This window comes from Streptomyces sp. NPDC001219 (assembly GCF_053597915.1).
The window spans coordinates 1-25579 of the sequence record NZ_JBSFJF010000013.1 but is presented as its reverse complement, the minus strand read 5'-3'; the positions used below and the strand labels follow the sequence as shown (position 1 = coordinate 25579).

Annotated in this window: 21 protein-coding genes; 10 read left to right on the top strand and 11 right to left on the bottom strand. The window is 73.0% G+C overall.

The annotated features are described in order from the left end of the window. Positions 1–19: 19 nt before the first annotated feature. From ACWC9R_RS10890 to galU, 4 genes are read right to left on the bottom strand one after another with little or no spacing between them, the layout of a single operon-like run. A complete protein-coding gene (locus tag ACWC9R_RS10890) occupies positions 20–523 on the bottom strand; it encodes a MogA/MoaB family molybdenum cofactor biosynthesis protein (RefSeq protein WP_450730454.1) in 504 nt (167 codons plus the stop codon). Continuing rightward, positions 520–1002 (bottom strand): cyclic pyranopterin monophosphate synthase MoaC, encoded by a 483-nt coding sequence (gene moaC / locus ACWC9R_RS10885; RefSeq protein WP_362602569.1) that lies wholly within the window; start codon positions 1000–1002, stop codon positions 520–522. Before moaC ends, ACWC9R_RS10890 begins: the two co-directional genes overlap by 4 nt. Before the next feature lie 60 nt (positions 1003–1062). Further along, a complete protein-coding gene (glp, locus tag ACWC9R_RS10880) occupies positions 1063–2379 on the bottom strand; it encodes a molybdotransferase-like divisome protein Glp (RefSeq protein ID WP_450730451.1) in 1317 nt (438 codons plus the stop codon). 4 nt (positions 2380–2383) lie between these two features. Continuing rightward, positions 2384–3286 carry a UTP--glucose-1-phosphate uridylyltransferase GalU gene (gene galU / locus ACWC9R_RS10875; RefSeq protein ID WP_362602575.1) on the bottom strand — a complete coding sequence of 301 codons (903 nt, stop codon included), beginning with the start codon at positions 3284–3286 and terminating at the stop codon, positions 2384–2386. 87 nt (positions 3287–3373) lie between these two features. Here galU and ACWC9R_RS10870 point away from each other — a divergent pair, with 87 nt between their 5' ends. Next, entirely contained in the window at positions 3374–4006 is a 633-nt protein-coding gene (locus tag ACWC9R_RS10870; RefSeq protein ID WP_450730449.1) for a 5-formyltetrahydrofolate cyclo-ligase, read from the top strand. Positions 4007–4167: 161 nt separating this feature from the next. Here ACWC9R_RS10870 and ACWC9R_RS10865 read toward each other — a convergent pair whose 3' ends face one another. Beyond that, positions 4168–6891 carry a penicillin acylase family protein gene (locus ACWC9R_RS10865; RefSeq protein ID WP_450730447.1) on the bottom strand — a complete coding sequence of 908 codons (2724 nt, stop codon included), beginning with the start codon at positions 6889–6891 and terminating at the stop codon, positions 4168–4170. 185 nt (positions 6892–7076) lie between these two features. Here ACWC9R_RS10865 and ACWC9R_RS10860 point away from each other — a divergent pair, with 185 nt between their 5' ends. The 5 genes from ACWC9R_RS10860 (at position 7077) to mscL (ending at position 12863) form a co-directional block, all read left to right on the top strand. Then, positions 7077–8594 (top strand): potassium/proton antiporter, encoded by a 1518-nt coding sequence (locus ACWC9R_RS10860; protein WP_450730641.1) that lies wholly within the window; start codon positions 7077–7079, stop codon positions 8592–8594. A gap of 315 nt (positions 8595–8909) precedes the next feature. Beyond that, entirely contained in the window at positions 8910–10211 is a 1302-nt protein-coding gene (locus ACWC9R_RS10855) for an MFS transporter (protein WP_450730445.1), read from the top strand. Between the two features lie 112 nt (positions 10212–10323). Then, a complete protein-coding gene (locus ACWC9R_RS10850; RefSeq protein WP_450730443.1) occupies positions 10324–10668 on the top strand; it encodes an FmdB family zinc ribbon protein in 345 nt (114 codons plus the stop codon). A 114-nt stretch (positions 10669–10782) separates the two neighbouring features. Then, positions 10783–11616, top strand: coding sequence for an S-methyl-5'-thioadenosine phosphorylase (locus tag ACWC9R_RS10845; protein WP_450730441.1), 834 nt, complete (start codon positions 10783–10785; stop codon positions 11614–11616). A 740-nt stretch (positions 11617–12356) separates the two neighbouring features. Next, on the top strand, positions 12357–12863 hold the full coding sequence (mscL, locus tag ACWC9R_RS10840) for a large conductance mechanosensitive channel protein MscL (protein ID WP_450730439.1): 507 nt from the start codon (positions 12357–12359) through the stop codon (positions 12861–12863). A gap of 40 nt (positions 12864–12903) precedes the next feature. On the opposite strand, the gene ACWC9R_RS10835 is transcribed toward mscL, so the two are convergent. From ACWC9R_RS10835 to ACWC9R_RS10825, 3 genes are all read right to left on the bottom strand, one after another. Then, positions 12904–13254, bottom strand: coding sequence for a hypothetical protein (locus tag ACWC9R_RS10835; protein WP_450730437.1), 351 nt, complete (start codon positions 13252–13254; stop codon positions 12904–12906). Between the two features lie 139 nt (positions 13255–13393). Then, entirely contained in the window at positions 13394–13963 is a 570-nt protein-coding gene (locus ACWC9R_RS10830) for a MepB family protein (RefSeq protein ID WP_450730435.1), read from the bottom strand. Positions 13964–14860: 897 nt separating this feature from the next. Further along, positions 14861–15394 carry an AMP-binding protein gene (locus tag ACWC9R_RS10825; protein ID WP_450730433.1) on the bottom strand — a complete coding sequence of 178 codons (534 nt, stop codon included), beginning with the start codon at positions 15392–15394 and terminating at the stop codon, positions 14861–14863. A 304-nt stretch (positions 15395–15698) separates the two neighbouring features. Between ACWC9R_RS10825 and ACWC9R_RS10820 the strand changes: the two genes are divergently transcribed. Then, positions 15699–17054: an MFS transporter gene (locus ACWC9R_RS10820; protein WP_450730431.1), complete on the top strand. Its 1356-nt coding sequence runs from the start codon at positions 15699–15701 to the stop codon at positions 17052–17054. Between the two features lie 318 nt (positions 17055–17372). Here the strand turns inward: ACWC9R_RS10820 and ACWC9R_RS10815 are convergent, their stop codons facing one another. Then, positions 17373–18971 carry an MBL fold metallo-hydrolase gene (locus tag ACWC9R_RS10815; protein WP_450730429.1) on the bottom strand — a complete coding sequence of 533 codons (1599 nt, stop codon included), beginning with the start codon at positions 18969–18971 and terminating at the stop codon, positions 17373–17375. A gap of 339 nt (positions 18972–19310) precedes the next feature. Here ACWC9R_RS10815 and ACWC9R_RS10810 point away from each other — a divergent pair, with 339 nt between their 5' ends. From ACWC9R_RS10810 to ACWC9R_RS10800, 3 genes are all read left to right on the top strand, one after another. After that, complete coding sequence (locus ACWC9R_RS10810) at positions 19311–20111, top strand: GntR family transcriptional regulator (RefSeq protein ID WP_450730427.1); 801 nt, start codon at positions 19311–19313, stop codon at positions 20109–20111. Beyond that, positions 20096–21244, top strand: a complete 1149-nt coding sequence (locus ACWC9R_RS10805) for a TSUP family transporter (protein WP_450730425.1) — start codon at positions 20096–20098, stop codon at positions 21242–21244. Before ACWC9R_RS10810 ends, ACWC9R_RS10805 begins: the two co-directional genes overlap by 16 nt. Before the next feature lie 94 nt (positions 21245–21338). Continuing rightward, positions 21339–22553, top strand: a complete 1215-nt coding sequence (locus tag ACWC9R_RS10800; RefSeq protein ID WP_450730423.1) for an FAD-dependent oxidoreductase — start codon at positions 21339–21341, stop codon at positions 22551–22553. A gap of 71 nt (positions 22554–22624) precedes the next feature. Here ACWC9R_RS10800 and ACWC9R_RS10795 read toward each other — a convergent pair whose 3' ends face one another. Both ACWC9R_RS10795 and ACWC9R_RS10790 read right to left on the bottom strand, forming a co-directional pair. Next, positions 22625–23695, bottom strand: a complete 1071-nt coding sequence (locus ACWC9R_RS10795; protein WP_450730421.1) for a MerR family transcriptional regulator — start codon at positions 23693–23695, stop codon at positions 22625–22627. Between the two features lie 364 nt (positions 23696–24059). Continuing rightward, positions 24060–25376 carry an amidohydrolase gene (locus ACWC9R_RS10790; protein ID WP_450730419.1) on the bottom strand — a complete coding sequence of 439 codons (1317 nt, stop codon included), beginning with the start codon at positions 25374–25376 and terminating at the stop codon, positions 24060–24062. Positions 25377–25579 lie beyond the last annotated feature (203 nt).

Here is a 25579-nt window from a genome sequence, read left to right as displayed (position 1 = left end):
GGCCAGGGCCAGGGCGCGTTCAGCTCGGGCTCCCGGAAGGTCTGGGGTGGTCGCCGCCGCGGATCTGGTCGACGGCGTGCGGCAGCAGCTCGGCGAGGACGGCGAGGCCGTCGCGGACACCGCCGGTGGAGCCGGGGAGGTTGACGATCAGGGTCGTACCGGCGACGCCCGCCAGGCCGCGGGAGAGCGCGGCGGTGGGGACCTTCGTCCGGCCGGCGGCGCGGATCGCCTCGGGGATGCCGGGGACCTCGTAGTCCAGGACCCGGCGGGTGGCCTCGGGGGTGCGGTCGGTGGGCGAGAGGCCGGTGCCGCCGGTGGTGAGGACGACGGCGTAGCGGGCGGAGGAGACGGCGCCGCGCAGGGCGGCTTCCACCGGCTCGCCGTCCGGCACCACCTGCGGGCCGTCGACCTCGAAGCCCATGGCGGCCAGGCCCTCGGCGAGCAGCGGGCCGCCCCTGTCGGGGTAGACACCGGCCGCTGCCCGGTTGGAGGCGGTGACGACCAGGGCGCGGGCGGGTGTCATGACCGGCTCCAGTCGCCGGACTTGCCGCCGGTCTTCTCCTCCACGCGGATGTCGGAGATCACCGCGGCCTTGTCGACGGCCTTGACCATGTCGACGACGGTGAGCGCGGCGACCGAGACGGCGGTCAGCGCCTCCATCTCGACGCCGGTGCGGTCGGTGGTCTTGACGGTGGCGGTGATCTCGACGGCGTCGTCGGTGACGGAGAGGTCGACCTTGACGCCGGAGACGGCCAGCGGGTGGCAGAGCGGGATCAGCTCGGGGGTGCGTTTGGCGCCCATGATGCCGGCGATCCGGGCGGTGGCCAGGGCGTCGCCCTTGGGCACTCCCTCGCCCCTCAGCAGCTCGATGACCTGCGAGGACACCAGGACGCGGCCACGGGCACGGGCGGTACGGGCGGTGACGTCCTTCGCGGAGACGTCGACCATCCGCGCCGCGCCGGCCGCGTCGAGATGGGTGAGGTGTTGCTGGCCGCTGCTCATCGTTCTCCCGGTACCAAACTGCCGCCTGTGGGACGACACCGTACCCCCGGCGGCAGCGGATCAGCCGAGCAGGACGACGTCCACCTCCTCGCCCGCGGGGACCTCGGTGGTGTCCTCGGGGACGACGATCAGCGCGTTGGCGTGCGCCATGGCTTTGATCAGGTGGGAGCCGGCGCCGCCGACGGGGGTGACGGTGCCGGCCTCGGCGTCGTAGGAGCCGCGCAGGAACTGGCGCTTCCCCTTGGGCGAGGAGGCGACGGCCTCGGTGCACCGGGCGGGAGTGGTGGGGCGGTGGACCTCGGGCAGGCCCATGAGGGCGCGGATGGCCGGGCGGACGAACAGCTCGAAGGAGACGTACGCGCTGACGGGGTTGCCGGGCAGGGCGAGCAGCGGGATGCGGTCGGGGCCGATGAGGCCGAAGCCCTGGGGCTTGCCGGGCTGCATGGCGAGCCGGCGGAACTCGACGGCGCCGTCCTCGGCGGAGAGCGCGGCCAGCGTCTCCTTGACGACGTCGTAGGCGCCGACGCTGACGCCGCCGCTGGTGACCAGGATGTCGGCCCGGATGAGCTGGTCCTCCAGGGTGGCACGGAGGGTCTCGGCGTCGTCGGCGACGGCGCCGACGCGGTAGGCGATGGCTCCGGCGTCGCGGGCGGCCGCGGTGAGCTGGAAGCTGTTGGAGTCGTGGATCTGGCCGGGGCCCAACGCCTCGCCGGGCTGGACCAGTTCGCTGCCGGTCGACAGCACCACGACGCGGGGGCGCGGGTGGACCCGGACCGTGCCGCGGCCGACGGCGGCGAGCAGGCCGATCTGGGAGGGGCCGAGGACGGTGCCCGCGCGCAGCGCCTGCTCGCCTTCGGTGACGTCGCTGCCGCGGGTGCGGACATGGGCGCCGGCGGCGGCCGGGCGGTGGACGCGGACCTCGCCGCCGGCGTCCTGCGGGGCGGCGCTGTGGGCGCGCATCGTGGCGGCCGGTCCCTGGCCCGTACCGCCGTCGGTCCACTCGACGGGGACGACGGCCTCGGCGCCGGGCGGCAGCGGGGCACCGGTCATGATGCGGGCGGCCTGGCCGGGCCCGATGGCGGGAAGTGCGCCGCTGCCGGCCGCGACGTCACCGATGACGGTGAGGACGGCCGGGGCGCTCTCCGTGGCGTCCGCGACATCGGCGGCCCGGACCGCGTAGCCGTCCATGGAGCTGTTGTCGAAGGGCGGCAGGGCGACGGGGACCGTGATGTCCTCGACCAGGACGCAGCCCTGGGCGTCGAGGAGTTGCAGCTCGATCGGGTCCAGCGGGGCGATCTTCGCCAGGACGTCGTCGAGGTGCTCGGCCACCGACCAGACACGGTCCTGGTGGCTGGTCCGGCCGGTGGCGTGGTTCAACGTCTCACATCTCCTCGGTGACGTAACTGCGAAGCCAGGTCCGGAAGTCCGGGCCCAGGTCCTCACGTTCGCATGCCAGTCGGACAATGGCACGCAGATAGTCGCCGCGGTCGCCGGTGTCATAGCGGCGGCCCTTGAAGACCACGCCGTGCACCGGGCCGCCCAGGGAGGGGTCGGCGGCCAGCGCCTGGAGGGCGTCGGTGAGCTGGATCTCGCCACCGCGTCCCGGGGCGGTCTTGCGCAGCACCTCGAAGACGGCCGGGTCGAGGACGTAGCGGCCGATGATGGCGAGGTTGCTGGGGGCCTCGGCCGGGTCGGGCTTCTCGACCAGGTCGGAGACGGCCACCACGTCGTCGTCGCCGGTGGGGGCGGCGGCCGCGCAGCCGTAGAGGTGGATCTGCGCCGGGTCGACCTCCATGAGGGCGATGACGGAGCCGCCGTACTGCTCCTGTATCTCGACCATGCGCGCCAGCAGCGGGTCACGGGGGTCGATCAGGTCGTCGCCCAGCAGGACCGCGAAGGGCTGGTCGCCCACGTGAGGTGCGGCACACAGCACCGCGTGGCCCAGACCGCGGGGGTCGCCCTGGCGTACGTAGTGCATGGTCGCCAGGTCGCTGGATTCCTGCACCTTGGCGAGCCGGGACTCGTCGCCCTTGCGGTGCAGCGCCTCCTCGAGTTCGTAATTACGGTCGAAGTGGTCCTCCAGGGGGCGCTTGTTGCGGCCGGTCACCATCAGGACGTCGGAGAGCCCGGCGGCGGCGGCCTCCTCCACCACGTACTGGATGGCGGGCTTGTCGACGACCGGGAGCATCTCCTTGGGCGTGGCCTTGGTGGCGGGGAGAAACCTGGTGCCGAGGCCGGCTGCGGGGATGACAGCCTTGCTGATCCGTGTGTGCGATGGGGTCATGCGCGACACCATAACCGGCCCTATCGGAACGATGATGAGGGTCCGGTGAAAAGAGCATGAGAGCGGGAGCAAGGGCACACAGTGAGCGTGAATCACGATAGAAAGCGCAGGTTGCGGCGGGATCTCCTGGAGGTGAGGAGAGCGTTGCCGCCGGATGTCGTCGCGGCGACGGGCGAGGCGCTGGCGCGACGCACGCTGGAGCTGGACGAGTTGGTGTGGCCGGTCGCCCCGCGCCCCGAGGCGCTGCCGACGGTCGCCGCGTACGTCTCGATAGGCGGTGAGCCCTCCACCCGCGCCCTGCTCGATCTGCTGCGGGCGGAGGGGGTGCAGGTGCTGCTGCCGGTGCTGCTGCCGGACAACGATCTGGACTGGGCTCTCTACGAGGGCGCCGGGAGCCTCGTACGGGCGGGCCGCGGGCTGCTGGAGCCGGACGGGCCGCGGCTGGGCCCGGAGGCCGTCACGGAGGCGGACGTGGTGCTGCTGCCGGGGCTCGCGGTGGACCGCGGCGGGCTGCGGCTGGGGCGCGGCGGCGGCTCCTACGACCGGGTGCTGGCGCGGCTGGAGCGGGCCGGTGCGCGGGCGTCGCTGGTGGTGCTGCTGTACGACGCGGAGGTGCTGGCGGAGGTGCCGGCCGAGCCGCACGACCGGCCGGTGCATGCGGCGGTGACCCCGTCGGGGGTGCACCGGTTCACGGCGCCCGGGGAGCGTCCGGAGGACTGAGCCGGCCACGGGCGGGCGGTCCGGCCGCCCTGGACGGCGCGCGACCGCGAGGGGACCGCGGTCCCGGCCAGGGAGCCGGAAAGCCGTCGGGCGGGCCGGAGTCCTCCGGCCCGCCCGACGGCTTGGCGTGCACCAGGTGGCGGCGTGTGCGCCGCGCGCCCCTACGGAGACAGCGTCAGCGTGTCCTTGCCCGCCGCCTTGACGGCCTTCTCGCTGTACGCCCAGGGCAGCAGGTCGCCCTTGGCCCACTTGTCGGTCTGGTCGTAGTAGTGCGCGTCGTAGGCGTGCCCGGAGGCGCCGGTGAGGTTGATCCAGCGGGACTTGTCGAGGTCGGCGAGGTTGACGACCATCCGCATGGACGGGACCCAGGTGACCTTGTAGCCGCCGGCGGCGTTCCAGCCGGTGGCGTCGACCGCGGCCTCACCGCCGCCGAGGTTCCAGGGGCCGCGGTTGAACAGGCCCTGCAGCATGCCGGGTCCGTCGGTGCCCAGGGTCTGGTTCGTCAGGAACATCTGGTGCAGCCGTCCCCAGCTCCAGTTGTCGATGTTCTTGCCCAGCTTGGAGGTCAGCTCGTAGCGCGCGTCCTTCATGGCGTGCGCGAGGAGCTGGTCGCGGTTCTTGTCACCGGGGCGGTTGGGCCGGTCCTCGGTCTTCCACCAGTCGTTGTCGGGGTCGTCGAGGATGCCGCGGACGACCTCGTACCAGCGGTCGCCGCCGTCGGGCTGGGCGGTGTCGCCGGCCCGCTCGCCGCATTCGCGGAGGTACTTGTCGTTCTCGTCGGCGGGGCCGGTCTCGTCGGCCGGGCGGACGGTGAGGCACTGTCCGTCGGGGCGCAGCTCCTTGGGCATCTTGTTGCCGAAGGCGAGCTTGAGGGCGTTGCGCCAGACGGCGTTGAAGTAGGCGGCCGCGGCGGAGTCGGGCTCCTGGGTGAAGTCCCAGCCCTCCAGCAGCTGCTGGGCGTCGCGGACGTACTTGTCCTTGATGTCGATCTTCGTCAGGTAGGGCGTCAGCAGCCGGGCGATCTCGCTGCTGTTGTCCATCTGGAAGGTCTGCATGTCGTCGGTGGAGACGGTGTCGCCGGCCTTGATCTTCGACTCGATCAGGTCGTTGATCCGCTGGCTGCGGGAGCCGTAGCCCCAGTCCTTGGTGAGGAGGTAGGGGTACTTCTCGTCGGTGACGGCCTGGTTGGCGGTGACGATGTAGCCGCGCCGGGGGTTGTACTCGTACGGCAGGGACCGCTGCGGGATGTAGCCGGTCCACTGGTACTTCGGGTCCCAGCCGGGCGCCGGGTAGGTGCCGTCGAACTGGCCGTCCCCCTTGCCGCGGACCGGGATGCGGCCCGGCGCCTGGTAGCCGATGTTGCCCTTGGTGTCGGCGTAGACCAGGTTCTGGGACGGGACCTCGAAGTGCGCGGCGGCCTTGCGGAAGCCGTTCCAGTCCTTGGCGCGGTTGAGTTCGAAGACGGCGTCCATGGACCTGCCGGGGTTCAGCGCGGTCCAGCGCAGCGACACGGCGTAGCCGTCACCGCGGTCCGGGGCGGCGTTGCCGACGGGGGCGGACTTGCCGACGCCGGCCAGTTCGCCGTCGCGGTCGGAGACGATCGGCCCGTTCCTGGTGGACCGGACGGTGATGTCGCGGCTCTCACCGCCGGCGACCTTGATGGTCTCCCTGCGGGTTATGAAGGGCCGCTGCTTGTTGTCGTAGAAGTAGCCGTCGGCGCCGACCTTCTCCAGGTACAGGTCGGTGACGTCCGCGCCGAGGTTGGTCATGCCCCAGGAGATGTCCTGGTTGTGGCCGATGACGACGCCGGGCATACCGGAGAAGGTGAAGCCGGAGACGTCGTAGTTGCACTTGGGTCCGGTGGTCCGGCAGTGCAGGCCCATCTGGTACCAGAGCGAGGGCATCTGTGGTGCCAGGTGCGGGTCGTTGGCGAGCAGCGGCTTGCCGGTGGTGGTGTGGGCGCCGGAGACGACCCAGGAGTTGGAGCCGATGCCGTTGCCGTTGGGGCCGAGCAGCGCCGGGACCCTGTCCAGCGTCTTGGACAGCGAGGACAGCTGTGCCTGGAGGCCCGCGGCGGCCCCGCCGGGACCGGCCGGGGCGGCGTTCGCCGAACCGCCGGGCTTGAACTCCTTGGAGGAGGGGTCGACCGCGCCGCCCTCGACGATCGGCTTGTTCCGCTTGTACGGGTATGCCGGGTAGAGCTGGGCGATCTGCGCGGGGGTGAAGCGGCTGGTCATCAGGGACCGGTCGATCTCCTCCTGCATGTTGCCGCGCAGGTCCCAGGCCATCGCCTTGAGCCAGGCCACCGAGTCGACCGGGGTCCACTTCTCGGGCTTGTAGTCGTTCTCGAAGTCCAGTGCCGCGTACTCCAGGGACAGCGCGGAGCCCTTGTGGTCCTTGAGGTAGGCGTTGACGCCCGCGGAGTAGGACTGGAGGTACTTCTTGGTGCTGGGCGACAGCTTGGTGTCGTACTCCTTCTGCGCCACCTCGTGCCAGCCGAGGGTGCGCAGGAAGGAGTCCGTCTTGACCTCGCTCTTGCCGAACATCTCCGAGAGCCGGCCGGAGGTCATGTGCCGCCGTACGTCCATCTCCCAGAAGCGGTCCTGGGCCTGGACGTACCCCTGGGCGCGGAAGAGGTCTTCGTCGGTGTCGGCGTAGATCTGCGGAATGCCGTGGGCGTCGCGGGTGACGTCCACCGGGTTGGTCAGCCCCGGGAGTTTGAGTGAGCCGGTGGTCTGCGGGAACGACGCGCGGACGGTACTGACTCCCCAGAACGCGCCGAAGCCGATGCCCGCCACGAGCAGCAGCACGACCGTGATCGCGACGAGGCGGCCGCGCCGCCCCTTCTTCTTCCTGGGGACTGGGCCGGACTTGTTGGCGGGCATCTCTGTCCTTCGAGGGGCAGGGTGGGAGTGCTGGAGCAACCATAGGCGCACGGGTTCGGCGACCCCTACGCGGAGTCACCGCCAGCACATCCAACCTTCAAGCAATGGTAAATTGTTAGTCTCAGTAACTAGATACGGTAAGGAAAGTCGCCCGCCCCGGCGCCCGTGCGAGGAAGGATCAGCTCCTGACTGTCGACCACCTCAACGAACTCCTGCTGATCTGCTCGCTCGTACTGCTCATTGCGGTCGCCGCGGTACGGCTCTCCTCGCGCAGCGGGCTCCCCAGCCTGCTCATCTACCTGGGGATAGGCGTCGCCATAGGACAGGACGGTCCGGGCGGCGTCATCTTCGACAACGCCGAGCTGACCCAACTCCTCGGCTATGCCGCGCTGGTCGTGATCCTCGCCGAGGGCGGCCTGGGCACCAAGTGGAAAGAGATCAAGCCGGCGCTGCCCCGGGCGGCGGTGCTGTCGACGGTCGGGGTCGCGGTGAGCGTGGGGGTCACCGCGGCCGGAGCGCACTACCTGGCCGGGCTCGACTGGCGCCAGGCGCTGCTGATCGGCGCCGTGGTCTCCTCCACGGACGCCGCGGCCGTCTTCTCCGTGCTGCGGAGTGTGCCGCTGCCGGCCCGCCTGACCGGCGTACTGGAAGCCGAATCCGGCTTCAACGACGCCCCCGTGGTCATCCTCGTGGTCGCCTTCTCCACCGCGGGACCGGTCGAGCACTGGTACGCGCTGCTCGGCGAGATCGCCCTGGAGCTGGCGATCGGCGCCGCCATCGGCCTGGCCATCGGCTGGCTCGGCGCGTACGGCATGCGGCATGTGGCGCTGCCCGCGTCCGGTCTGTACCCGATCGCCGTCATGGCCATCGCGGTCTCCGCCTACGCGGCCGGCGCCCTGGCCCACGGCTCCGGCTTCCTCGCCGTCTATCTGGCCGCGGTGATCCTCGGCAACGCCAAACTGCCGCACGCCCCGGCCACCCGCGGCTTCGCCGAGGGCCTGGGCTGGCTCGGCCAGATCGGCATGTTCGTCCTGCTGGGCCTGCTGGTGACCCCGCACAACCTGATCGACGACATCGTCCCGGCGCTGCTGATCGGCATGATCCTGACGCTGGTGGCCCGGCCGACGTCCGTGTTCGTGGCGCTGCTGCCGTTCCGGGTGCCCTGGCAGGAGAAGGCCCTGCTGTCATGGGCCGGACTGCGCGGTGCGGTGCCGATTGTGCTGGCCACCATCCCGATGGTGGGCGACGTGCCGGGCAGCGAGCGGGTCTTCAACATCGTCTTCGTGCTGGTCGTGGTCTACACCCTGGTCCAGGGGCCGACCCTGCCCTGGCTGGCCCGGCGGCTGCGGCTGGGCGACGGCAAGGAGGCCGCCGACCTGGGCATCGAGTCGGCGCCCCTGGAGCGGCTGCGCGGCCATCTGCTGTCCACCTCGATCGGCCCGACGTCCCGTATGCACGGCGTCGAGGTCGGGGAGCTGCGGATGCCCGCGGGCGCGGCCGTCACCCTCATCGTCCGGGACGGCTCCAGCTTCGTGCCCTCGCCGTCGACGGTGCTGCGGCGCGGCGACGAGCTGCTGGTGGTCGCGACCGATCCGGTGCGTGACGCGGCGGAGCGGCGGCTGCAGGCGGTCTCCCAGGGCGGCAAACTGGCCGGCTGGCTGGGAACCGGCGGCCCCTCGGGGCGGGGCCACAGCCGCCACTGACCCCGCGCCGCAGCGGGGGACGCGGAAATGTGCCGCATCTCTCCACGGATACCAAGGAATTCCGCGTGAAGCCCTGGCCTATCCCAGGGCTTCACGCGCTGCGGCCTGTAGTATGAAGAGGCACATCGACGAACCAACTCTGCCTGATGCAGAGCTGGCGCGACCGCTCGGCGGCCGCGGTCCCCCTGCCCCATGCAGCCACCTCTCCGGTGCGGACCACGCGGTATCACTCGGTCCTGCGCGAGAGGACAGCTCTCGGCGCGTACCCGTGAGGACCTCGCGGGTGGCGCTACCAGGCGGCAGAAAGGCCCGGCCGTGGCATCCGCGGTCAAGGACACCCGTACCGGATACGGACCACTGCTCCGCACCCCTGGTGCATGGACATTCCTGCTGCCCGGCTTTCTGGCCCGGCAGCCCTTCGCCATGCTGACGATCGGCATCGTGCTGCTCGTCCAGTCCACCACCGGCTCGTACGGCACCGCGGGCGCGGTGTCCGCCACCACCGGTGTCTCGATGGCCCTGTTCGCCCCGCAGAGCGGCAAGCTCGCCGACCGCTTCGGGCAGCGTGCGGTGCTGATCCCCGGCGTCCTGGCGCATGTCGCCGGCGTCGCGGCGCTGATCACCCTGGCCCTCGCCCACGCCCCCCTGTGGACGCTGCTGGCGGTGGCGGTCCCCACGGGTGCCTCGACTCCGCAGGTCGGCCCGATGGTGCGGGCCCGCTGGGCGGCCCGGCTGGGCGGCAGCCCGCTGATGCCGACGGCCGCCGCCTTCGAGTCGGTGACCGACGAGTTCACCTTCGTGGTCGGCCCGGTGCTGGCGACCGCGCTGTGCACCGGGGTCCACCCGGCGGCCGGGCTGGTCGCCGAGGCCGCGCTGACGCTGGCCGGCGGGCTGCTGTTCGCCGCGCAGCGGCGCAGCCAGCCGGCGGTGCACCGGGCGCGGACCGGCGAAGGGGCGCGCGTCTCGGCGCTGTCGATCCCCGGTGTCCGCGTGCTGATCGTGGCCTTCCTGGGCATCGGCTCGGTCTTCGGCGGCATGCAGGTCTCGCTGACGGCGTTCACCGAGCACATCGGGCAGCCCGGCATCAACGGCGTGCTCTACGGGATCTTCGCGGGCGGCAACATGCTCGCCGGGATCGTCTGCGGCGCCCTCGCCTGGAAGGTGGGCCCGCGGCGCCGTCTGCTGGTGGCCTACGGGCTGCTGGCGCTGGCCACCGTCCCGCTGTGGGCGGTCACCGCGGTGCCGCTGCTGGGTGCCGTCGGCCTGGTCGTCGGCCTGTGCATCGCCCCGGCCCTGATCACCGGCTACACGCTGGTGGAGTCGCTGGTGCCGGCCGCCGCCCGCACCGAGGCCTTCACCTGGCTGACCGGCGCGGTCGCGCTGGGCCAGGCGGCCGCGGCGACCTCGGCCGGCCAGCTGGCGGACCGCTTCGGGCCGAGCACCGGGTTCCTGGTGCCGCTGGCCGGTACGGCGCTGGCCCTGGTGGTGCTGCTGGCGCTCCGCGCCCACCTGCTGCCGCGCGCCCCGGCCGCGGCCTCCCGCGTCCCCTCGCAGGGCGCCGACGCCCGGGTCCCGGCCGTTTCCGACGACCGGGAACGGGAGCTGGCGCGCGCCTGACCGAGCGTGGGGTCGGTCACCGTCCGCCGGTCACGGTGGACTGGCGGGCGGGAATACTGCAAGATGGAGCGTCGTTAGCACTCATCGAGTGAGAGTGCCAGGAGGAAGTCAAGTGCCGACCTACCAGTACCAGTGCACCGAGTGCGGCGAGGGCCTCGAGGCGGTGCAGAAGTTCACCGACGACGCGCTCACGGAGTGCCCCAGCTGCGACGGACGCCTCAAGAAGGTGTTCTCCGCGGTCGGCATCGTCTTCAAGGGCTCCGGCTTCTACCGCAACGACAGCCGCGGCTCGTCGTCCAGCAGCAGCCCCGCGAAGAGCTCCAGCACCTCGGGCACGTCCTCCTCGGACTCGTCCGGCTCCTCTTCGGACGCGTCGAGCTCCTCGTCCGGCAGCTCGGACAGCAAGTCCGCCTCCCCGGCCGCCGCTTCGTCCTCGGGCAGCAGCTCCGCCGCCTGACCCGCGCTTCTCCGGGCCCCGCCGTCACCGACGGCGGGGCCCGTTGCCTTGCGGCCTTCTTTCGTCTCCGTCAGCCACTCTCCCCCGTTGCCGCGCCCCGATAGTGTGACCGGCATGGCTGACGCGGAGATTGGCGTTATCGGCGGATCGGGCTTCTACTCGTTCCTCGACGACGTGACCGAGATCACAGTGGACACCCCGTACGGGCGCCCGAGCGACTCCCTGTTCGTGGGGGAGGTCGCCGGCCGCCAGGTCGCGTTCCTGCCCCGGCACGGCCGCGGCCACCATCTCCCGCCGCACCGCATCAACTACCGCGCCAACCTGTGGGCACTGCGCTCACTCGGCGTGCGCCAGGTCCTCGGCCCGTGCGCGGTCGGCGGGCTGCGCCCCGAATACGGCCCCGGCACGCTCCTGGTCCCCGACCAGCTCGTCGACCGCACCAAGGCCCGCACCCAGACCTACTTCGACGGCGAGCCCCTGCCCGACGGCAGCGTCCCCAACGTCGTCCATCTGACCTTCGCCGACCCCTACTGCCCCACCGGACGCCGGGCCGCCCTCTCGGCGGCCCGCGGCCGGGACTGGGAGCCGGTCGACGGCGGCACCCTCGTCGTCATCGAGGGCCCCCGCTTCTCGACCCGCGCCGAATCGCGCTGGCACGCCGCCCAGGGCTGGTCCGTGGTCGGCATGACCGGCCACCCCGAGGCGGTCCTGGCCCGCGAACTGGGCCTCTGCTACACCTCGTTGTCCCTCGTCACCGACCTGGACGCGGGCACCGAGACCGGCGAGGGCGTCTCCCACGAGGAGGTCTTCCGGGTCTTCGCCGAGAACGTCGGCCGGCTGCGCGAGGTCCTCTTCGACGCCGTCGCCGCCCTCCCCGACAACGCGGCCCGCGACTGCCTGTGCACCGGCGCCCACACCGGCTGGGACCTGGGCATCGAACTGCCGTAACGCCGCCGCAGGACGCTCGGCCTCCCCCTCCCGGGTGGCCGAGTTGTCCACAGCGACGGGGCCGTCCACAGCCCGGAGCGGGCGGACGAGGTCGTGCGGCACGGTGGTGATCAGCGGTTCACCGACCTCACCACCTCACAGGCGGTTCCACCATGCTCCGTACCTCGCCCGCTCCCCCCTTCCCCGGCCCCGCCGGCGCCTCCCACCTCACCAGCCCCGATCCCCTCTCTCCGCCGCTCCCCGCTCCCCCGCCGTGTGAGGTGCCGCACTTCCCGCCGGTACGGGCCGGCGGCGGGAGGCACCGAGGGGGGCGGACCGCGCGGCAGCGCTTACTGGCGGCCGGGCTGGCGATGACCGCCGCGGCACTGGCCGGCGGGGCGTCGTACGGGGCCGTACGAGACGCTCCCGCGCCCGGCTGCCCGTCGCCGGCGGCGCCGGGAGGGCGGTGATCATGCTCCAAGATCAAGTGGCCTCTGCTCCCGGCCCCCGTGAGACTGTCGCGCATGGCGGGGCACCCGCCGCGCGCCAATGGGGGCGCGCCCACCGCACCGGTACCGCGGTATCCGTCCACCGGGTCCGTGTTCTCGGGCCACTCCGCCGGAACCTTCCGTTCCGCGCCGACGCACCGGCCGCCCGATGGCTCGTGTCACACGACTGGACACCCCCGCCCCGCCCTGACGTAAGTTGCGGTGCTGAGTGTGGGTGCACCGTCCGCAGTGAGCAGGGAAAGAGGCTGTCAGGTGAGCGAGAGCAAGGGCGTCATTCAGGGATTCAAGGAATTCCTGATGCGCGGCAACGTCATCGAACTCGCGGTCGCGGTCGTCGTCGGTGCTGCCTTCACCAACATCGTCAACGCGGTGGTGAAGGGCATCATCAACCCCATCGTGGGCGCGCTCGGTTCGCAGAACCTCGACCACTACCAGTCCTGCCTGACCGCCACCTGCGCCAAGGACCCCAAGACGGGCGCCTTCGCCGACGGGATCTACATCCTCTGGGGCTCGGTGCTCAGCGCCGCCCTGACGTTCCTGATCACCGCCGCGGTCGTCTACTTCCTCATGATCCTTCCGATCAACAAGTGGAAGGAACGCCAGGCGGCCAAGCAGCAGGTCGAGGCGGCCACCGCGGACCCGACCGAGATCCAGCTGCTCATCGAGATCCGGGACGCCCTGCTCGCCCAGCGCACCGGTTCGCCGTCCGCGCCCTCGTCCGCCTCGGGCACCATCGGCACACAGAAGACCCACGAGTAGCAGGCGCCCACGGCCGGCAGACGCCGCCCCGTCGCCTCGCTCAGAGGTGGTGGGGCGGCTTTTCGTCGAGGAAGCGGGCGAGGTCGGCGGCGCTGTCACCCCCGGCCGGGCGCTCGCCCCAGCCGCGGTCGGTGTCGTCGGAGGACTGCCGGCTCAGCGGATCGTCGAAGACCAGCCGCGCGGCGGCCTTGGAGGCCGCCGGGCGTGCGGCGGGGGAGGCGGGAGGCTGCTCGGGGTTGGCGGCGGCGGTTGCGTCCTGGGGCGTGGGGGCCGGCGCGGGCTCGGGGGCCGACTCGGGTGTGGGGGCCGGCCCGCGTGCAGGGGCCGACTCGGCCTCGGGGGCCGACTCGGGCTGCTCGGCGGCCGCTGCGGGTTCGGGGGTGGTGCTCACGGCTCCAGGGTACGGGCGGGCCGGGAGCGGACACGGCTCGGCGTGGGCCCATGGCGCCTCTTCGGCGGTGGTACCGGGCGCCACGAGGGCGAGCCCCGGGCGAGGACGCGCATTCCCTCGTGGTGGCCCGGGCGGCCGGTCACGGGTGATAGAGGGCCTGTGCGCGAGCCGAGTCGAGAGAACCGTCCTCGGGAATCGGCAGAAAGTGCTTCACCTGCCACGCCTGCGCGGTGCGGGCCTGCCGGTTGGTGGTCTCCACCCATGGCGGATAGACGCGAAAGGCACGCTTTCCGCCGGAGCCGTTCCGGGAGACGATGCCCCGTTCACAGAGCACCTCACGCGGAAAGACGAAGTGCCCGAAGTTCTGGTCCGCGCGGCAGCTGATGACGAAGAGATCCACCGCATCTCCGGAATCGAAGGGCTGAATCGGCCCGCCGGGGCTCCGCTTCCACACCGTGACGAACTGCCCGACCTTCGTCGGGGTGGTCTTGGCGACCCGATACCTGACGTCGGAGCCGTCGAGCGTGAATTCATGCGCCGCGTACTCCGCGCTCTCCGCTTCCCGGACCGGCTGCGAGCAGGTGAACCCACAGGGGTCGTAAACCAGGCTCTTCGCCGCGAGAAGCTCGGAATGCAGGGATGCACCCTCCGGCCACGTCCCGGAAACTGTCGGCCGGTACTCGGAGGATTCTTCGGGCTTTGTCGCCATTCCCCCATCGTGTCATTGCGGGCCACGGGACCTGGCGGCGGGATATCGGCGGGGCGGGGATACCGGTGAGGGCGGGGGTTGCGTGGGCGCGGGGGCGGCGTAGTCGCTGGGGCGGCGGCGGGCGCGAGGGGAGCCGGGGGGAGGGAGCGGGGGACGGAGGGCCGGGGCGGGCGGAGGGCGGGGGGGGAGGGGGAGGACGGGAGGCGCGTCAGGTGTCCGGTGTGATCCGGGTGGGACACGAACGGCCTCTGTCCTAGCGGCCCTTGTCGTGGGTGGGTATGGGGTGCGGGCGATGACCGTCATGGGGCCTGGTCGGCGGGCCCTGTGAGCCGCGGCGCCTGAGCGGCCGGCTGCGGTCGCTCCCGGGCAGGGGGTGGCGGGGGTGTGCGTACTCATGACGAGCCATGGGGCAGCGACCTTTCCGCTGGGGCGGCGCCCGGTTGCCTTCGGAGCCGCGGCCCGAGGCGGGTGGGGCGTCTGAGGGCTGTGCCGTGCTCCACGCTAGGGGCGGATGAGGCGAATGGCTCGATTCTGGTGGCCTGAGTGGGTGAGGCCGTGGGTGGTTGTGGGTGGCTGTGAGTGGCTGTTCATCGCGGCGTACGGCGGGTACTCGCGGCGTACGGCGAGGCAGTCGCTGGCACTCCCCGGAACGGCCCTACGCCCAGTCGCCGCGCTCCGAAGCGCCCGCCCCGCGCCGCGCCACCCGAAGCGCCTCGACCCGCGCGCCGGACCTGCCCGAAGCGCCGTGCTCGTTCGCGCCGCTCGTGTCCTTCACAACGCGCCGCGCCCAGCTGTAGCGATTCCCCGAAGGGCCGCACCGCGCCGGAGGCCCGCACTGTGCCGGAGGGGCCGCATTACGTCGGGGAGAGAGGCCGCCGGCTCGCGACCGGTGGGGTGTCAGTGGCCGGCGGACGGTACGCCCAGGGCCTCGTGCCACCACAGGTCGCGTCCGGGCTTCCAGGAGACCGGGCGCGAGCAGCGGTTCACGACCAGGACGGTGCGGTCCACGGCGGGGCCCGAGGCGCTGCCCCGCGCCAGGGCGTGGTCGAGCAGGGCCTTCACGGGCCGTACGGCGCCGTCCCAGAACGCCGCATCGGCCGTGATCAGCACCCGGGCCGAGGACTCGCGGGTCCGCGCGACCAGTTCGGGCACTGTCAACGAGACCGGCAGCGTGGTGCGTATCGCGTCCAGCCGGCCGCAGGCGAGCGTGGCGATGACCGACTCGGGCACCAGCGGCAGATGCACCGCGACCCGGTCACCGGCCCGTACGCCGAGCCGGCGGAGTACGGCGGCGGCGCGTTCGGCCTGGTCGAGGAGCATGCCGTGCGTCAGCTCCTCCTGACGTCCGGGCTCCCCACTCCAGGTGAGGGCGATCCGCGACGCCTCCGGTTCTTGCACTTCCCGGGCGTCATCTGCATGCTCTGAAGTCACACGGCGCAACATGCGGTTCAGCATGGAGATCACCGATCAACGTTCGCTGAACGTCCGTTGTACGGGGCCGCGCCGCCCCTTCCCGCACCTCCGCGGCAGCAGATCGCTCCCGGCCCTCGCGGTCACCGCACGGGCTGCCGCCCCGGCCGCCCGGCTCGTCGCTCCGGGCCTCCCGGCCGGGCGCGCAACCCGCTCCGGGTTCCTGCCCCTTTCCGGTGCACTCCATCCCCCTCTCCCCCTCCCTTTTCCGTTTTCCTCCGCAGGCGCGAGAGGCGGACCCGTGAGAGGCGGCCCGATGCCCGTCATGCCGGAACCCGAACCACACACCTACCTGGAGCCGCAGGCCCGTTGGACGCTGGCCGCCGTCGCCACCGGCGCGTTCTGCGTCCAACTTGACTCCTTCGCGCTGAACTTGGCGCTGCCCGTCCTCCGCGACGCGCTGCACGGTTCCGCGACGGGCACCCCTTGGGTCGTCAGCGGCTATCTCCTCGCCGCGGGGTCGCTGATGCCGCTCGCCGGGCGTCTCGGCGACCTGTACGGGCGGCGCCTGGTGCTGACGGGCGGGCTGGCGCTCTTCGGTGTCGCGGCCGCGCTGTGTGCGCTCGCGCCGTCGCTGCCGCTGCTGGTGGCGGCGCGGGTGGTGCAGGGCGTGGGCGGTGCCCTGATCATGCCCGCGGGGCTGGCGCTGCTGACCCGCGCCTGTCCGCCGGGGCGCGGACGCCGGACGATGGGCCGTGCGCTGGGGCTGGCCGGACTGGCCACCGTCTGTGGCCCGTTCCTCGGTGGTGTGCTGGCCCGGTCGGTGTCCTGGCGGGCCGTCTTCTGGCTGACGGTGCCGCTCGCCCTGGCCGCGCTGCTGTGTGCCCGCCGGGCGGCGGAGTCCCGCGATCCGGATGCCGGGAGGTCCCTCGACATCGTCGGCGCGCTCACCGCGACGGGCGTGCCGGCCTGTCTGGCCCGCTGGCTGGAGCACCTCACGGCGTGGGGCTGGGCGGTCGGCGCGGTGCTGCTGGGCGCGCTGTTCGTGCGGGCCGAGCGGCGCGCGCCCGCCCCGTTGGTGGACCTCGCCCTGTTCCGCAATCGCCCGTACGTGGCACTGACCGTGGCCGGTGCGGTCGCCAACTCCGCGACCGTGGCGCTGTTGTACGTGGTCCCGTGGACGCTTCAGCAGGGCGAGGGGTGGTCGGTGCGGGACGCGGGGGTGTTCTTCGTCGTCCCGGCGGGCGCGCTGGCCGTGGGCGGTCCCCTGGCCGGGCGGGTGCGTCCGGCGGCGGCGGTGCCGGTGATGGCGCTCTGCCTCGCCGCCGCGGGGATCGCGCTGGCGGCCGCCACACGCGGTACGGGCACGCCCGCCCTGCTGCTCGCGTCGACGGCGGCCGCGGTCGCGCTCGGGGTGGCCGGCGGGCTGGCCCTCACCGGCACGCAGGCGGTGGTGCGCCGCGAGCGGGCGGGCGAGGCGTCCGGCGTGACCAAGGCCGTGCTGACGACCACGGCGGGGGCCGGACTCACCCTCACCGGCGCCGGGGCGGCGGGGGACGGCGGCGGCCCGTCTCTGCTCCTCCCCGCCCTTGTCTGCCTGGCCGCTGCTGCGGCACTTGTGTTGCCTTCCGTACGTGCGCTGCTGGTCGGGCGGGGGCTGGGTTCGTGGTGGGGCGGGTAGGGGGCTCGGGTGGAGCGGGGCGCGCTGGCGTGATTGGGGCGGGCGGGCCCGGCTGCTGCTCGTTCGCTTGGGGCGGCTCGTGCTGGTGTGTTGGGGCGGGCTTGGGGGCTGGCTTGTCGCGTACGGCAGCTTGTGCCGAAGCGCCCCGGGCAGGCCCGCCCCGGCGGGCTTCTGCCCCCTGCCCCTGGTCAGGAGGCCAACCCAGGGCGGACCGGCGGGGATAAGGCGATCGCGCACGTCAGGCACTCGTCTGAATGAGGCCGTGACGCGCGTGGCGTGCCCCCGCACCCCGCAGCCGAAGCCCCGCCGCCCGCGCGACTACCCCGCTCCCGCACCCGCTTCCGCCGCGTCATACCCACCGATCACGTCACAGACCTCCGTGAAGCCGTGGGCCTCCAGCAGGGCTGCCGCGATCACCGAGCGGTTGCCGCTGCGGCAGTACAGGACCACCGGGCGGGCCGGGTCCAGTTCGGTGAGGCGGTCGGACAGGCCGGCCAGGGGGACATTGCGGGCGCCGGGGAGGGCGCCGGCCTCGTATTCGGCCGGATTACGGACGTCGATCAGCTGGACGCCGACGGGTTCGGCGCCGACGGCCTCTGCATCCACGGATTCGGCATCGGCGGGTTCGACGCCGCTGGGCCTGGCATCCGCGGATTCGGCATCGGCGGGTTCGACGCCGCTGGGCCTGGCATCCACGGATTCGGCATCGGCCGCCGGGGCGCCACTGCGGCCCGCGCTCTGGTCTCCGCCCGCCGAGCCCTCCGCCGTCGGTTCCCCCTGTGCCACCCCAGTGCCGTGCGCCGCCAGTTCCTCATGGTGGATGCGTCGGCTGCTGCGGCTGAGTTCGGGTGTGCGGTCCAGTACGGCGGCCGGGTCGGGGAGGTGGCCGAGGACGTGGTCGTAGCCGATGCGGGCGAGGCGGAGGCGGGCTTCCTGCTCCGTGCCGGGGGTGGCGAGCAGCACGATGGGGGTGCCTGGGGCGACCACGCTGCCGGCGTACTCGGCGAAGCGGGTGTCCAGGCTCGTGTGGAGCGAGCCCGCCAGATGTGCGCGGGTGTAGTCGGCCAGCGGGCGGCAGTCGAGGAGGGCGGCGCCCTGGTCGCGAGCGGTGAGGGCCTCATCCAGGGTGAGGGCGGGCGGTGGGCCGGGCTCCAGGAGGGGGTGGCCGTCGCGGTTGAGGGCCGCGTCGTGGGCGAAGTAGCCGGGGGTGGCGGGCTGGCCCGCGGTGATCAGGCGGACGAAGTCGGCTTCCGGCATGGGCTGGAGGGCGTAGTTGAGGCGGCGCTGGTCGCCGATGGTGGAGCTGGTCTCGCTGGAGAGGTTGCGCCCGCAGGCGGAGCCGGCGCCGTGTGCGGGGAAGACCCGGGTCGCGTCCGGGAGGGTCAGGAGTTTGGTGTGCAGGGAGCGGTACAGACGGGCGGCCATGTCCTGTGGGGTGTGCCCAGCGGCGGAGAGCAGGTCCGGGCGGCCGACGTCGCCGACGAAGAGGGTGTCGCCCGTGAGCACGCCGAACGGTACGTCGTCCTCCGGGTGTTCGTGCAGGACCAGACAGATGGATTCGAGGGTGTGCCCGGGGGTCGCGAGAACGGTGAGGGTGACTCCCTCGCCGCCGTCCGCCCCGAGCGAGAGGCGCTCACCGTCCCGTAACCGCCGTATGGGGAAGCCGGTTTCGGCGGCCTCCCCGAAGGCGACGGTGGCGCCGGTGGCCCGCGCGATTTCGAGGTGCCCGGAGAGGAAGTCGGCGTGTACGTGCGTCTCGATGACGAGTTCGATCCGCAGGCCGGCGGCTTCCGCGTCGTGCAGGTAGTCGTCGATGTCGCGGCGCGGGTCGACGAGGACGGCGCGTCCGGTCGTCTCGTCGCCGATCAGATACGACGCCTGGGAGAGGCAGTCGAGGTAGTACTGCGCGAAGTGCACGGTCGGCCTCCAGGGGTGCGCGGGGCCCGTGCGCGGCGGCCGGGGCCCGTTCGGGCAGGGTGCGTTGTGCGGATGCACGGATGTACGTACATTAGGTAGCCGGATGGCGGGCGACAAGCCGGGCAGTACTGGACGCCCCGTCAACCGGCGTGGGCCATACGGCCTTTGATCGTCCTCAGCGGCTCGGTGGATGGCGTTTCCGTGACGCCCCAACGGGGCCGCGCTTCGTTTGACCGCTCCTCCGGTGTCGGCGGCCTCGTTGCTCCGGCGCCACCACGACCACCAGCGCAGCGACCAGCACTGTGCGACCAACCCCCGTACGCCCGCGGAGGAATCACCATGACGACCGAGCCGCCGCACGGCGCGCACGGCCCGCGCCCCCTGGACCGGCGCTCGCCGCTGCCCCTGTGGGCGCAGCTCTCCACCGATCTGCGCCGCCGGATGGAGGCCGGCGCGTTCCGTGCGGAGTTCCCGGCCGAGCACCGGCTCACCGGCGAGTACGAGGTCAGCCGGCACACCGTACGGGAGGCGCTGCGCAAGCTGCGTGCCGACGGTCTGGTGATCGCCGAACGCGGCCGGACGAGCCGGCTGAACACCCGCCGCATACAGCAGCCGCTGGGTTCCCTCTACAGCCTCTTCCGCGAGCTGGAGGGCCAGGGGGTGGAGCAGCGCAGTGAGGTGCTGCGGCTGGAGCGGACCGTGGACGGGACGGTCGCCGGGCAGCTGGGGCTGGTCCCGGAGGCGCCGCTGGTGGTGCTGGAGCGGCTGCGGCTCGCGGACGGCGAACCGCTCGCGCATGACACCGCCTATCTGCCCGCCGAGGTCGCCGAGCCGCTGCTGGAGGCCGACTTCGGGCACACCTCGCTCTACGGGGAGCTGACGCGGCGCTGCGGGGTGAAGGTGACCGGTGGCCGGGAGCGGATTCAGCCCTTCCTGCCGGACATCCGGCAGACGTGGCTGCTGGGGCTGGCCGACCGGGAGGCGGCGTTCGCCATCGAGCGGCTCGGGCAGGCCGGGGAACGGCCGGTGGAGTGGCGCGAGACGGTGGTGCGCGGCGACCGGTTCACCTTCGTCGCGGAGTGGTCCGATGACAGCCGGGCGGTCGCCCTCGCGCCGCGGGCCTCGTGTCCGTCCTCATAGCCCTGGCGGCGCTGCCGTGCGGGCTGCTGATCGGGCTGCTGCTGGGTGCGCTCGGCGGCGGCGGTTCGGTGCTGGCGGTGCCGGTGCTCGTCTATCTGCTGGGGCAGTCGCCGCACGAGGCGACTGCGGGGGCGCTGGTCGTCGTCACGGTCGGCGCGGTGACCGGGCTGTGGTGCCACGGCCGGGCCGGGCGGGTCCGGTGGGCGGCCGGTGCGGCCTTCGGGGCGCTGGGTACGGCGGGCAGCTACCTCGGCTCCCGGTGGAGCGCGTCCCTGGACCCCACGGTGTTGATGGCGGCGTTCGCGGGCCTGCTGCTCGTGGTGGCGGCGATGCTGGTGACACGGGGGCGGCACGAGCGGCGGGCGGCAGCGGCAACGGCAACGGCAACGGCAACGGCAACGGCAACGGACAGCGTGCGGCCCTTACGGGGGCCGGGGGAGAGTGCACCGTCACGCGGCTCGGTGGAGGGCTCCTCCCTACGGGACCCGGCGGAGGACTCCTCCGTACGGAGTTCCCCGGCTGCCGTGCCCTTACGGGGTCCGGCGGGGACGGTGTCCTCGGCGGAGGCCGCGGAGGCCGTGCCCTTACGGGAGCCCGCAGAGGGGCCGTCCCCGGAGGTCTCCCCGAAGCCGTCCCCCAAGGAGCCCGTAGAGGCTGTTCCCTTACGGGAGGCCGTTCCGTCGCCGAAGGCCGTTCCCTTACGGGACTCCTCGGACCCGGCCGCCGCCGAGGACGAGGGCGGGGCCGCCCGCCGGGCGCCCCTGCGGCCCGCGCGCTTCGCTGTGACGGCGTCCGCCGTCGGGCTGCTCACCGGCTTCTTCGGGGTCGGCGGCGGATTCGTCGTCGTACCGGCGCTGACGCTGGTGCTGGGCCTGGAGATGCCGGTCGCCGTCGGCACCTCGCTTCTTGTCATCCTCATCAACTCCCTTACGGCGCTGGGCACCCGGGCCGGTACCGGTGCCCTGGACTGGCCGCTGCTGGCCGGTTTCGCGGCCTGTGCGGCGGTCGGCAGTCACCTCGGCAACCGCCTCACCACGCGGCTGCGCCCCGAGGTGCTGGCCACGGCCTTCGCCTGCCTGGTCACCGTCCTCGCCGTCGTCATGGCGGCCACCGCGCTGCCCCGTCTCTGGTAGCCCCGCGCCCCGTACACCGACCCCGACCTCCCCCCCCGACCTCGACCCCGACCCCACCGACCCACCTGACCCCCACCACCTCCAGGAGGAGTTCATGGCCCCCGCACCCGCGGCCCCGTCCCACCACCAGGTCCTCATCGTCGGCGGCGGCACCGCCGGTATCACCGTCGCCGCCCGGTTACGCCGTGCCGGTGTCCGGGACATCGCGCTGCTGGAGCCCTCCGAGACGCACTGGTACCAGCCGTTGTGGACGCTGGTCGGCGGTGGTCAGGCGCCGCTGCGGTCCTCGCTGCGCACCGAGGCGGAGGTCATGCCGCCGGGGGTGCGCTGGCTGCGGGAGCGGGCCACCGCCGTCGATCCGGCCGCCCGTACGGTCACGACCGCCTCGGGGCGGGTGCTCTCCTACGGGCGGCTGGTGCTCGCCCCGGGCCTGCAGCTCGACTGGGACGGGGTGCCCGGTCTCGCCGCGGCCCTCGGGCACGGTGGGGTGAGCAGCAACTACCGGCCCGATCTCGCGCCGCTGACCTGGGATTTGATTCGCCGGATGCGGCGCGGTACGGCGCTGTTCACCATGCCGTCCGGGCCGATGAAGTGCGGTGGCGCGCCGCAGAAGATCGCGTATCTGGCGGCGGACTACTGGCGAAAGCGCGGGGTGCTGGGGAACATCCGCACCATTCTGGTGCTGCCGGAGCCCGCGATGTTCAAGGTGCCGGTGTTCTCCCGTGCGCTGACGGAGACGGCCCGGCGGTACGGGATCGAGGTGCGGCTGAGTTCGGAGATGACCCGTCTCGACGGCGCGGCGCGGGAGGCGGTGATCACCGATCACACCACCGGCACGACCGAGACCGTCCCCTACGACCTGCTGCACGCCGTACCGCCGCAGCGCGCCCCCGAGTGGCTGGCCGACGGTCCGCTGGCCGACCCGGACTCCCCGTACGGGTACGTCAAGACCGACCGGGAGACGCTCCAGCACCCCGATTTCCCGAATGTGTTCGTGCTCGGGGATGTGGCCAGTCTGCCGACGTCGAAGACGGGCGCCGCGATCCGCAAGCAGGCTCCGGTCGCGGTCGCCAATCTCCTCGCCGGGCTGCGCGGGCGTCCCGCGACCGCCCGCTACGACGGCTACACGTCCTGTCCGCTGGTCACCGCCCGGCACAAGATGCTGCTCGCCGAGTTCGACTACGACCTGCGGCCCACGCCGTCGATCCCGTTCCTCGACACCACCCGGGAGCGCACCGACATGTGGTTCCTCAAGCGCTACGGCCTGCCGCAGCTCTACTTCAAGGGGATGCTCAAGGGCCTGGCGTAACCCCACTCACCACCGGGAAGGGCTCTGCAAGGGGCGTATCTCCCCCCTAGGGCCCATCCCCCACCCCCGCCCTAACCCCCCGCCATCTCGCCCACCGCACACCCCACGTTGTCCGGCGCCCCCGCCTCGCGTGCCAGCCGGATGAGTTCGCGTACGGCCTGGTCGGGGCCGTCGGCCGTGGCCAGCACCTGCTGGATGGTCTCGGCCGGCACGGTCCCGGTCAGGCCGTCGGTGCACAGCAGATAGCGCTCCCCGGGACGGGCCTCCAGGAGCTGCAGATCGGGGGCGAACTCGGTGGCCCCGTCGAGCGACCGCAGCAGTTGTGCCCGCTGCGGGTGCGAGGCCGCCTCCTCGGGGGTGAGCCGGCCCTCGTCGATCAGCGACTGCACCAGGCTGTGGTCGTGGGTGATCTGGAGGAGGCGGGCGTCGCGCAACACATAGGCGCGGGAGTCCCCGACGTGCAGCAGCGCCAGCTGTGTGCCGGAGCGGAGCAGCGCGGCGAGGGTGCTGCCGCTCGCCTCGTCCGCCGGGGCGGCGCGGTGGGCGCGGCGGGCGGCCTCCTCCAGGACGGCCGGCAGGTCCGCCGCGGTCAGGTCCTGTTCCTCCAGGTCCTTGAGCACCTCGATGGCTGCTGTCGCGGCCGGGCCGCCGACGGGGCCGTAGCCGTCGGCCACGGCCAGCAGCCGCGGTCCGGCGTGCGCGGCGTCCTGGTGGGACGTGCGCACCAGCCCCTGGTCGGTCAGGGCGGCGTAGCGCATCGTCAGGGGCGTGTGGGGTGTGGTCATGGCGGTGTTCTTCCTCTCCAACTGGTCGACGAGGAAGGCGGCGAGGTCCCGGCGGGCCGCGGTGTCGGCCTCGACCTGCGCCCAGTACGCGGCGACCGCCGCGGCCGCGGCGTCCGGTGCCAGCGCGCACACCTCGCGGATACGGGCCAGCGGCATACCGAGCCGGCGCAGCCAGGCCACCAGCCGGGCCCGCTCCAACTGGGCCGGGGCGTAGTGGCGGTAGCCGCTGTGCGGGTCGACACGGGCCGGGGGCAGCAGGCCCAGCTCGTCGTAGAGGCGCAGTGCCTTCGGCGAGAGCCGGGAGGCCCGTGCGAAGGCCCCGATGGTCAGCAGCGCGTCGTTGTCGTACGGCGCCATGCCCCGTCTCCGTTCACCCGTCCGTCCTCCTCGTACCGGGCGCCTCGCCCGGCACCGCCGATGCTGGGGCTTGCCCCAAGGGCAAGGTCAACGGACGCGGTGGCGCCGGCACGCGCCGCACCGTCGCACCGCTCCACTCGACCCGGCCCGCCCGGCCCGCGCCACGCCTCACCGCACCGCCCGGCCCGCGCCACGCCGCACAGCACCGCCCGGACCGTCCAGACCGCACCGCACAGCCCCGCACCATCCGGCCCCGCGGCACCACACAGCCCCGCCGCAACTCACCACCCGCCGAGCCGCCCCCGGGCATCACTCCCCGGCATCACCCCCGACACCTCCCCCCTGCTCGCCATCCCCCCGCTCGCTATCCCCCGCTAGCCCCCGCCCCCTCCACCCCCACCGGCCCCAACCGGTTCAGTGCCGCGGCGGTCAGCGCCTCGACGCCGGTGGTGAGGGTGGGCCGGACCACGGGGACGAAGTGCGGCGAGTGGTTGGAGGGGAGGTCCGCGAGGCGCCCGGCTGCCAGTGCTGCCTGGAACTCCGCCGGGTCCCAGCCGCCCAGCCACCAGTAGTAGAGCGGGGCTCCGGCGGCGGTCGCGAGCAGGCCGGCGTCCTCGCTGCCGGTGGCCGGCTCGTAGGCGAACAGCCGCTGCGGACCGAAGAGTTCGGTGAACTGCTCGTTGACCTCCCGCAGGGTCGTGGCGTCATTGACGGTGACGGGGAAGGAGCCCAGGACCTCGGTGTCGGGTGCGCGGTCCGCGCCGGAGGCGGTGGCCTCGGCGCGCGCGATGCGGTCGATGGCGGCCAGCACGGCGGCGCGGACCGTCTCGTCGAAGGTGCGGACACTGAGCCGTACGACGGCGCGGTCGGGTATCACGTTGGCGGAGTCCCCGGCCTGGAAGGAGCCGACCGTGACCACCGCCTGGTCCTTCGCGGCGACTTCGCGGGCCACCACGGACTGCACCCGCTGGACGAAGGACGCCGCCATCAGGATCGGGTCGGTCGTGGTCTCGGGGCGCGAGCCGTGGCCGCCGGTGCCGTGGAAGGTGATCTCCAGGCTGTCGGCGGCGGCCATGCAGGGGCCGGGGCAGTAGGCGATCATCCCGGCGCCGAACGGGGCGACATGCTGGGCCAGCACCACATCGGGGGTGGGGACCAGGTTCTTGTCGTAGAGGCCGGCGTCGAGCATGGCGCGGGCGCCGCCGCCGGCCTCCTCGGCGGGCTGGAAGAGCACGATCAGGGTGCCGGACCAGTGGTCGCGGCCCGCCGCGAGCAGGTCGGCGGCGCCCAGCAGGCAGGTCACATGGACGTCGTGCCCACAGGCGTGCATGCGGCCGGGGACCGTGGAGGCGTAGTCCAGGCCGGAGTTCTCGGTGACGGGCAGCGCGTCCATGTCGGCGCGCAGCAGGACCACGGGGCCCGGGCCGTTGCGTAGTACGCCGACGACGCCGGTCCCGGCGATGCCGGTGGTGACGTCATAGCCGTGGTCGGTCAGCCGGCGGGCGGCCTCGGCGGCCGTACGGGTTTCCTGGAAGGCGAGTTCGGGGTGGCGGTGCAGGTCTTTGTAGAGGGCTTCGAGATCCGCGAGGCGGTCGTCGAGCGGGGCCAGGACGGCGGCGGGGACGGAGCTGCCGCGGGGGTCGGCGTTAGCGGTCGTGACGGTCGTGTCGCTGTCGCTCATACACGCATTCGACCATGAATCCGCGGGCCGGCGGCGGTCGGTGGCCCCGGCAATCCCCGGAGCCCACCCCCTAGGACCTGTCGTCAAACTCCCGCCTGCCCCGCGGCGTCTGGCACGCACGCTCGCCGCGTTGTCGGGTTCGCCCGCCGGTGCAGTAGTGCGGGACCCGGAGCACCGCGCCCTTGGCCGGTACGGCCCCGAAC

What these genes read in the sequence shown, in the direction of transcription:
- ACWC9R_RS10800 (WP_450730423.1), top strand. Translation starts at nt 21,339, where the DNA reads ATGGCCCCCGCACCCGCGGCCCCGTCCCACCACCAGGTCCTCATCGTC.
- ACWC9R_RS10795 (WP_450730421.1), bottom strand. Translation starts at nt 23,695, where the DNA reads ATGGCGCCGTACGACAACGACGCGCTGCTGACCATCGGGGCCTTCGCA.
- ACWC9R_RS10890 (WP_450730454.1), bottom strand. Translation starts at nt 523, where the DNA reads ATGACACCCGCCCGCGCCCTGGTCGTCACCGCCTCCAACCGGGCAGCG.
- ACWC9R_RS10790 (WP_450730419.1), bottom strand. Translation starts at nt 25,376, where the DNA reads ATGAGCGACAGCGACACGACCGTCACGACCGCTAACGCCGACCCCCGC.
- ACWC9R_RS10845 (WP_450730441.1), top strand. Translation starts at nt 10,783, where the DNA reads ATGGCTGACGCGGAGATTGGCGTTATCGGCGGATCGGGCTTCTACTCG.
- galU (WP_362602575.1), bottom strand. Translation starts at nt 3,286, where the DNA reads ATGACCCCATCGCACACACGGATCAGCAAGGCTGTCATCCCCGCAGCC.
- ACWC9R_RS10830 (WP_450730435.1), bottom strand. Translation starts at nt 13,963, where the DNA reads ATGGCGACAAAGCCCGAAGAATCCTCCGAGTACCGGCCGACAGTTTCC.
- moaC (WP_362602569.1), bottom strand. Translation starts at nt 1,002, where the DNA reads ATGAGCAGCGGCCAGCAACACCTCACCCATCTCGACGCGGCCGGCGCG.
- ACWC9R_RS10810 (WP_450730427.1), top strand. Translation starts at nt 19,311, where the DNA reads ATGACGACCGAGCCGCCGCACGGCGCGCACGGCCCGCGCCCCCTGGAC.
- ACWC9R_RS10820 (WP_450730431.1), top strand. Translation starts at nt 15,699, where the DNA reads ATGCCGGAACCCGAACCACACACCTACCTGGAGCCGCAGGCCCGTTGG.
- ACWC9R_RS10865 (WP_450730447.1), bottom strand. Translation starts at nt 6,891, where the DNA reads ATGCCCGCCAACAAGTCCGGCCCAGTCCCCAGGAAGAAGAAGGGGCGG.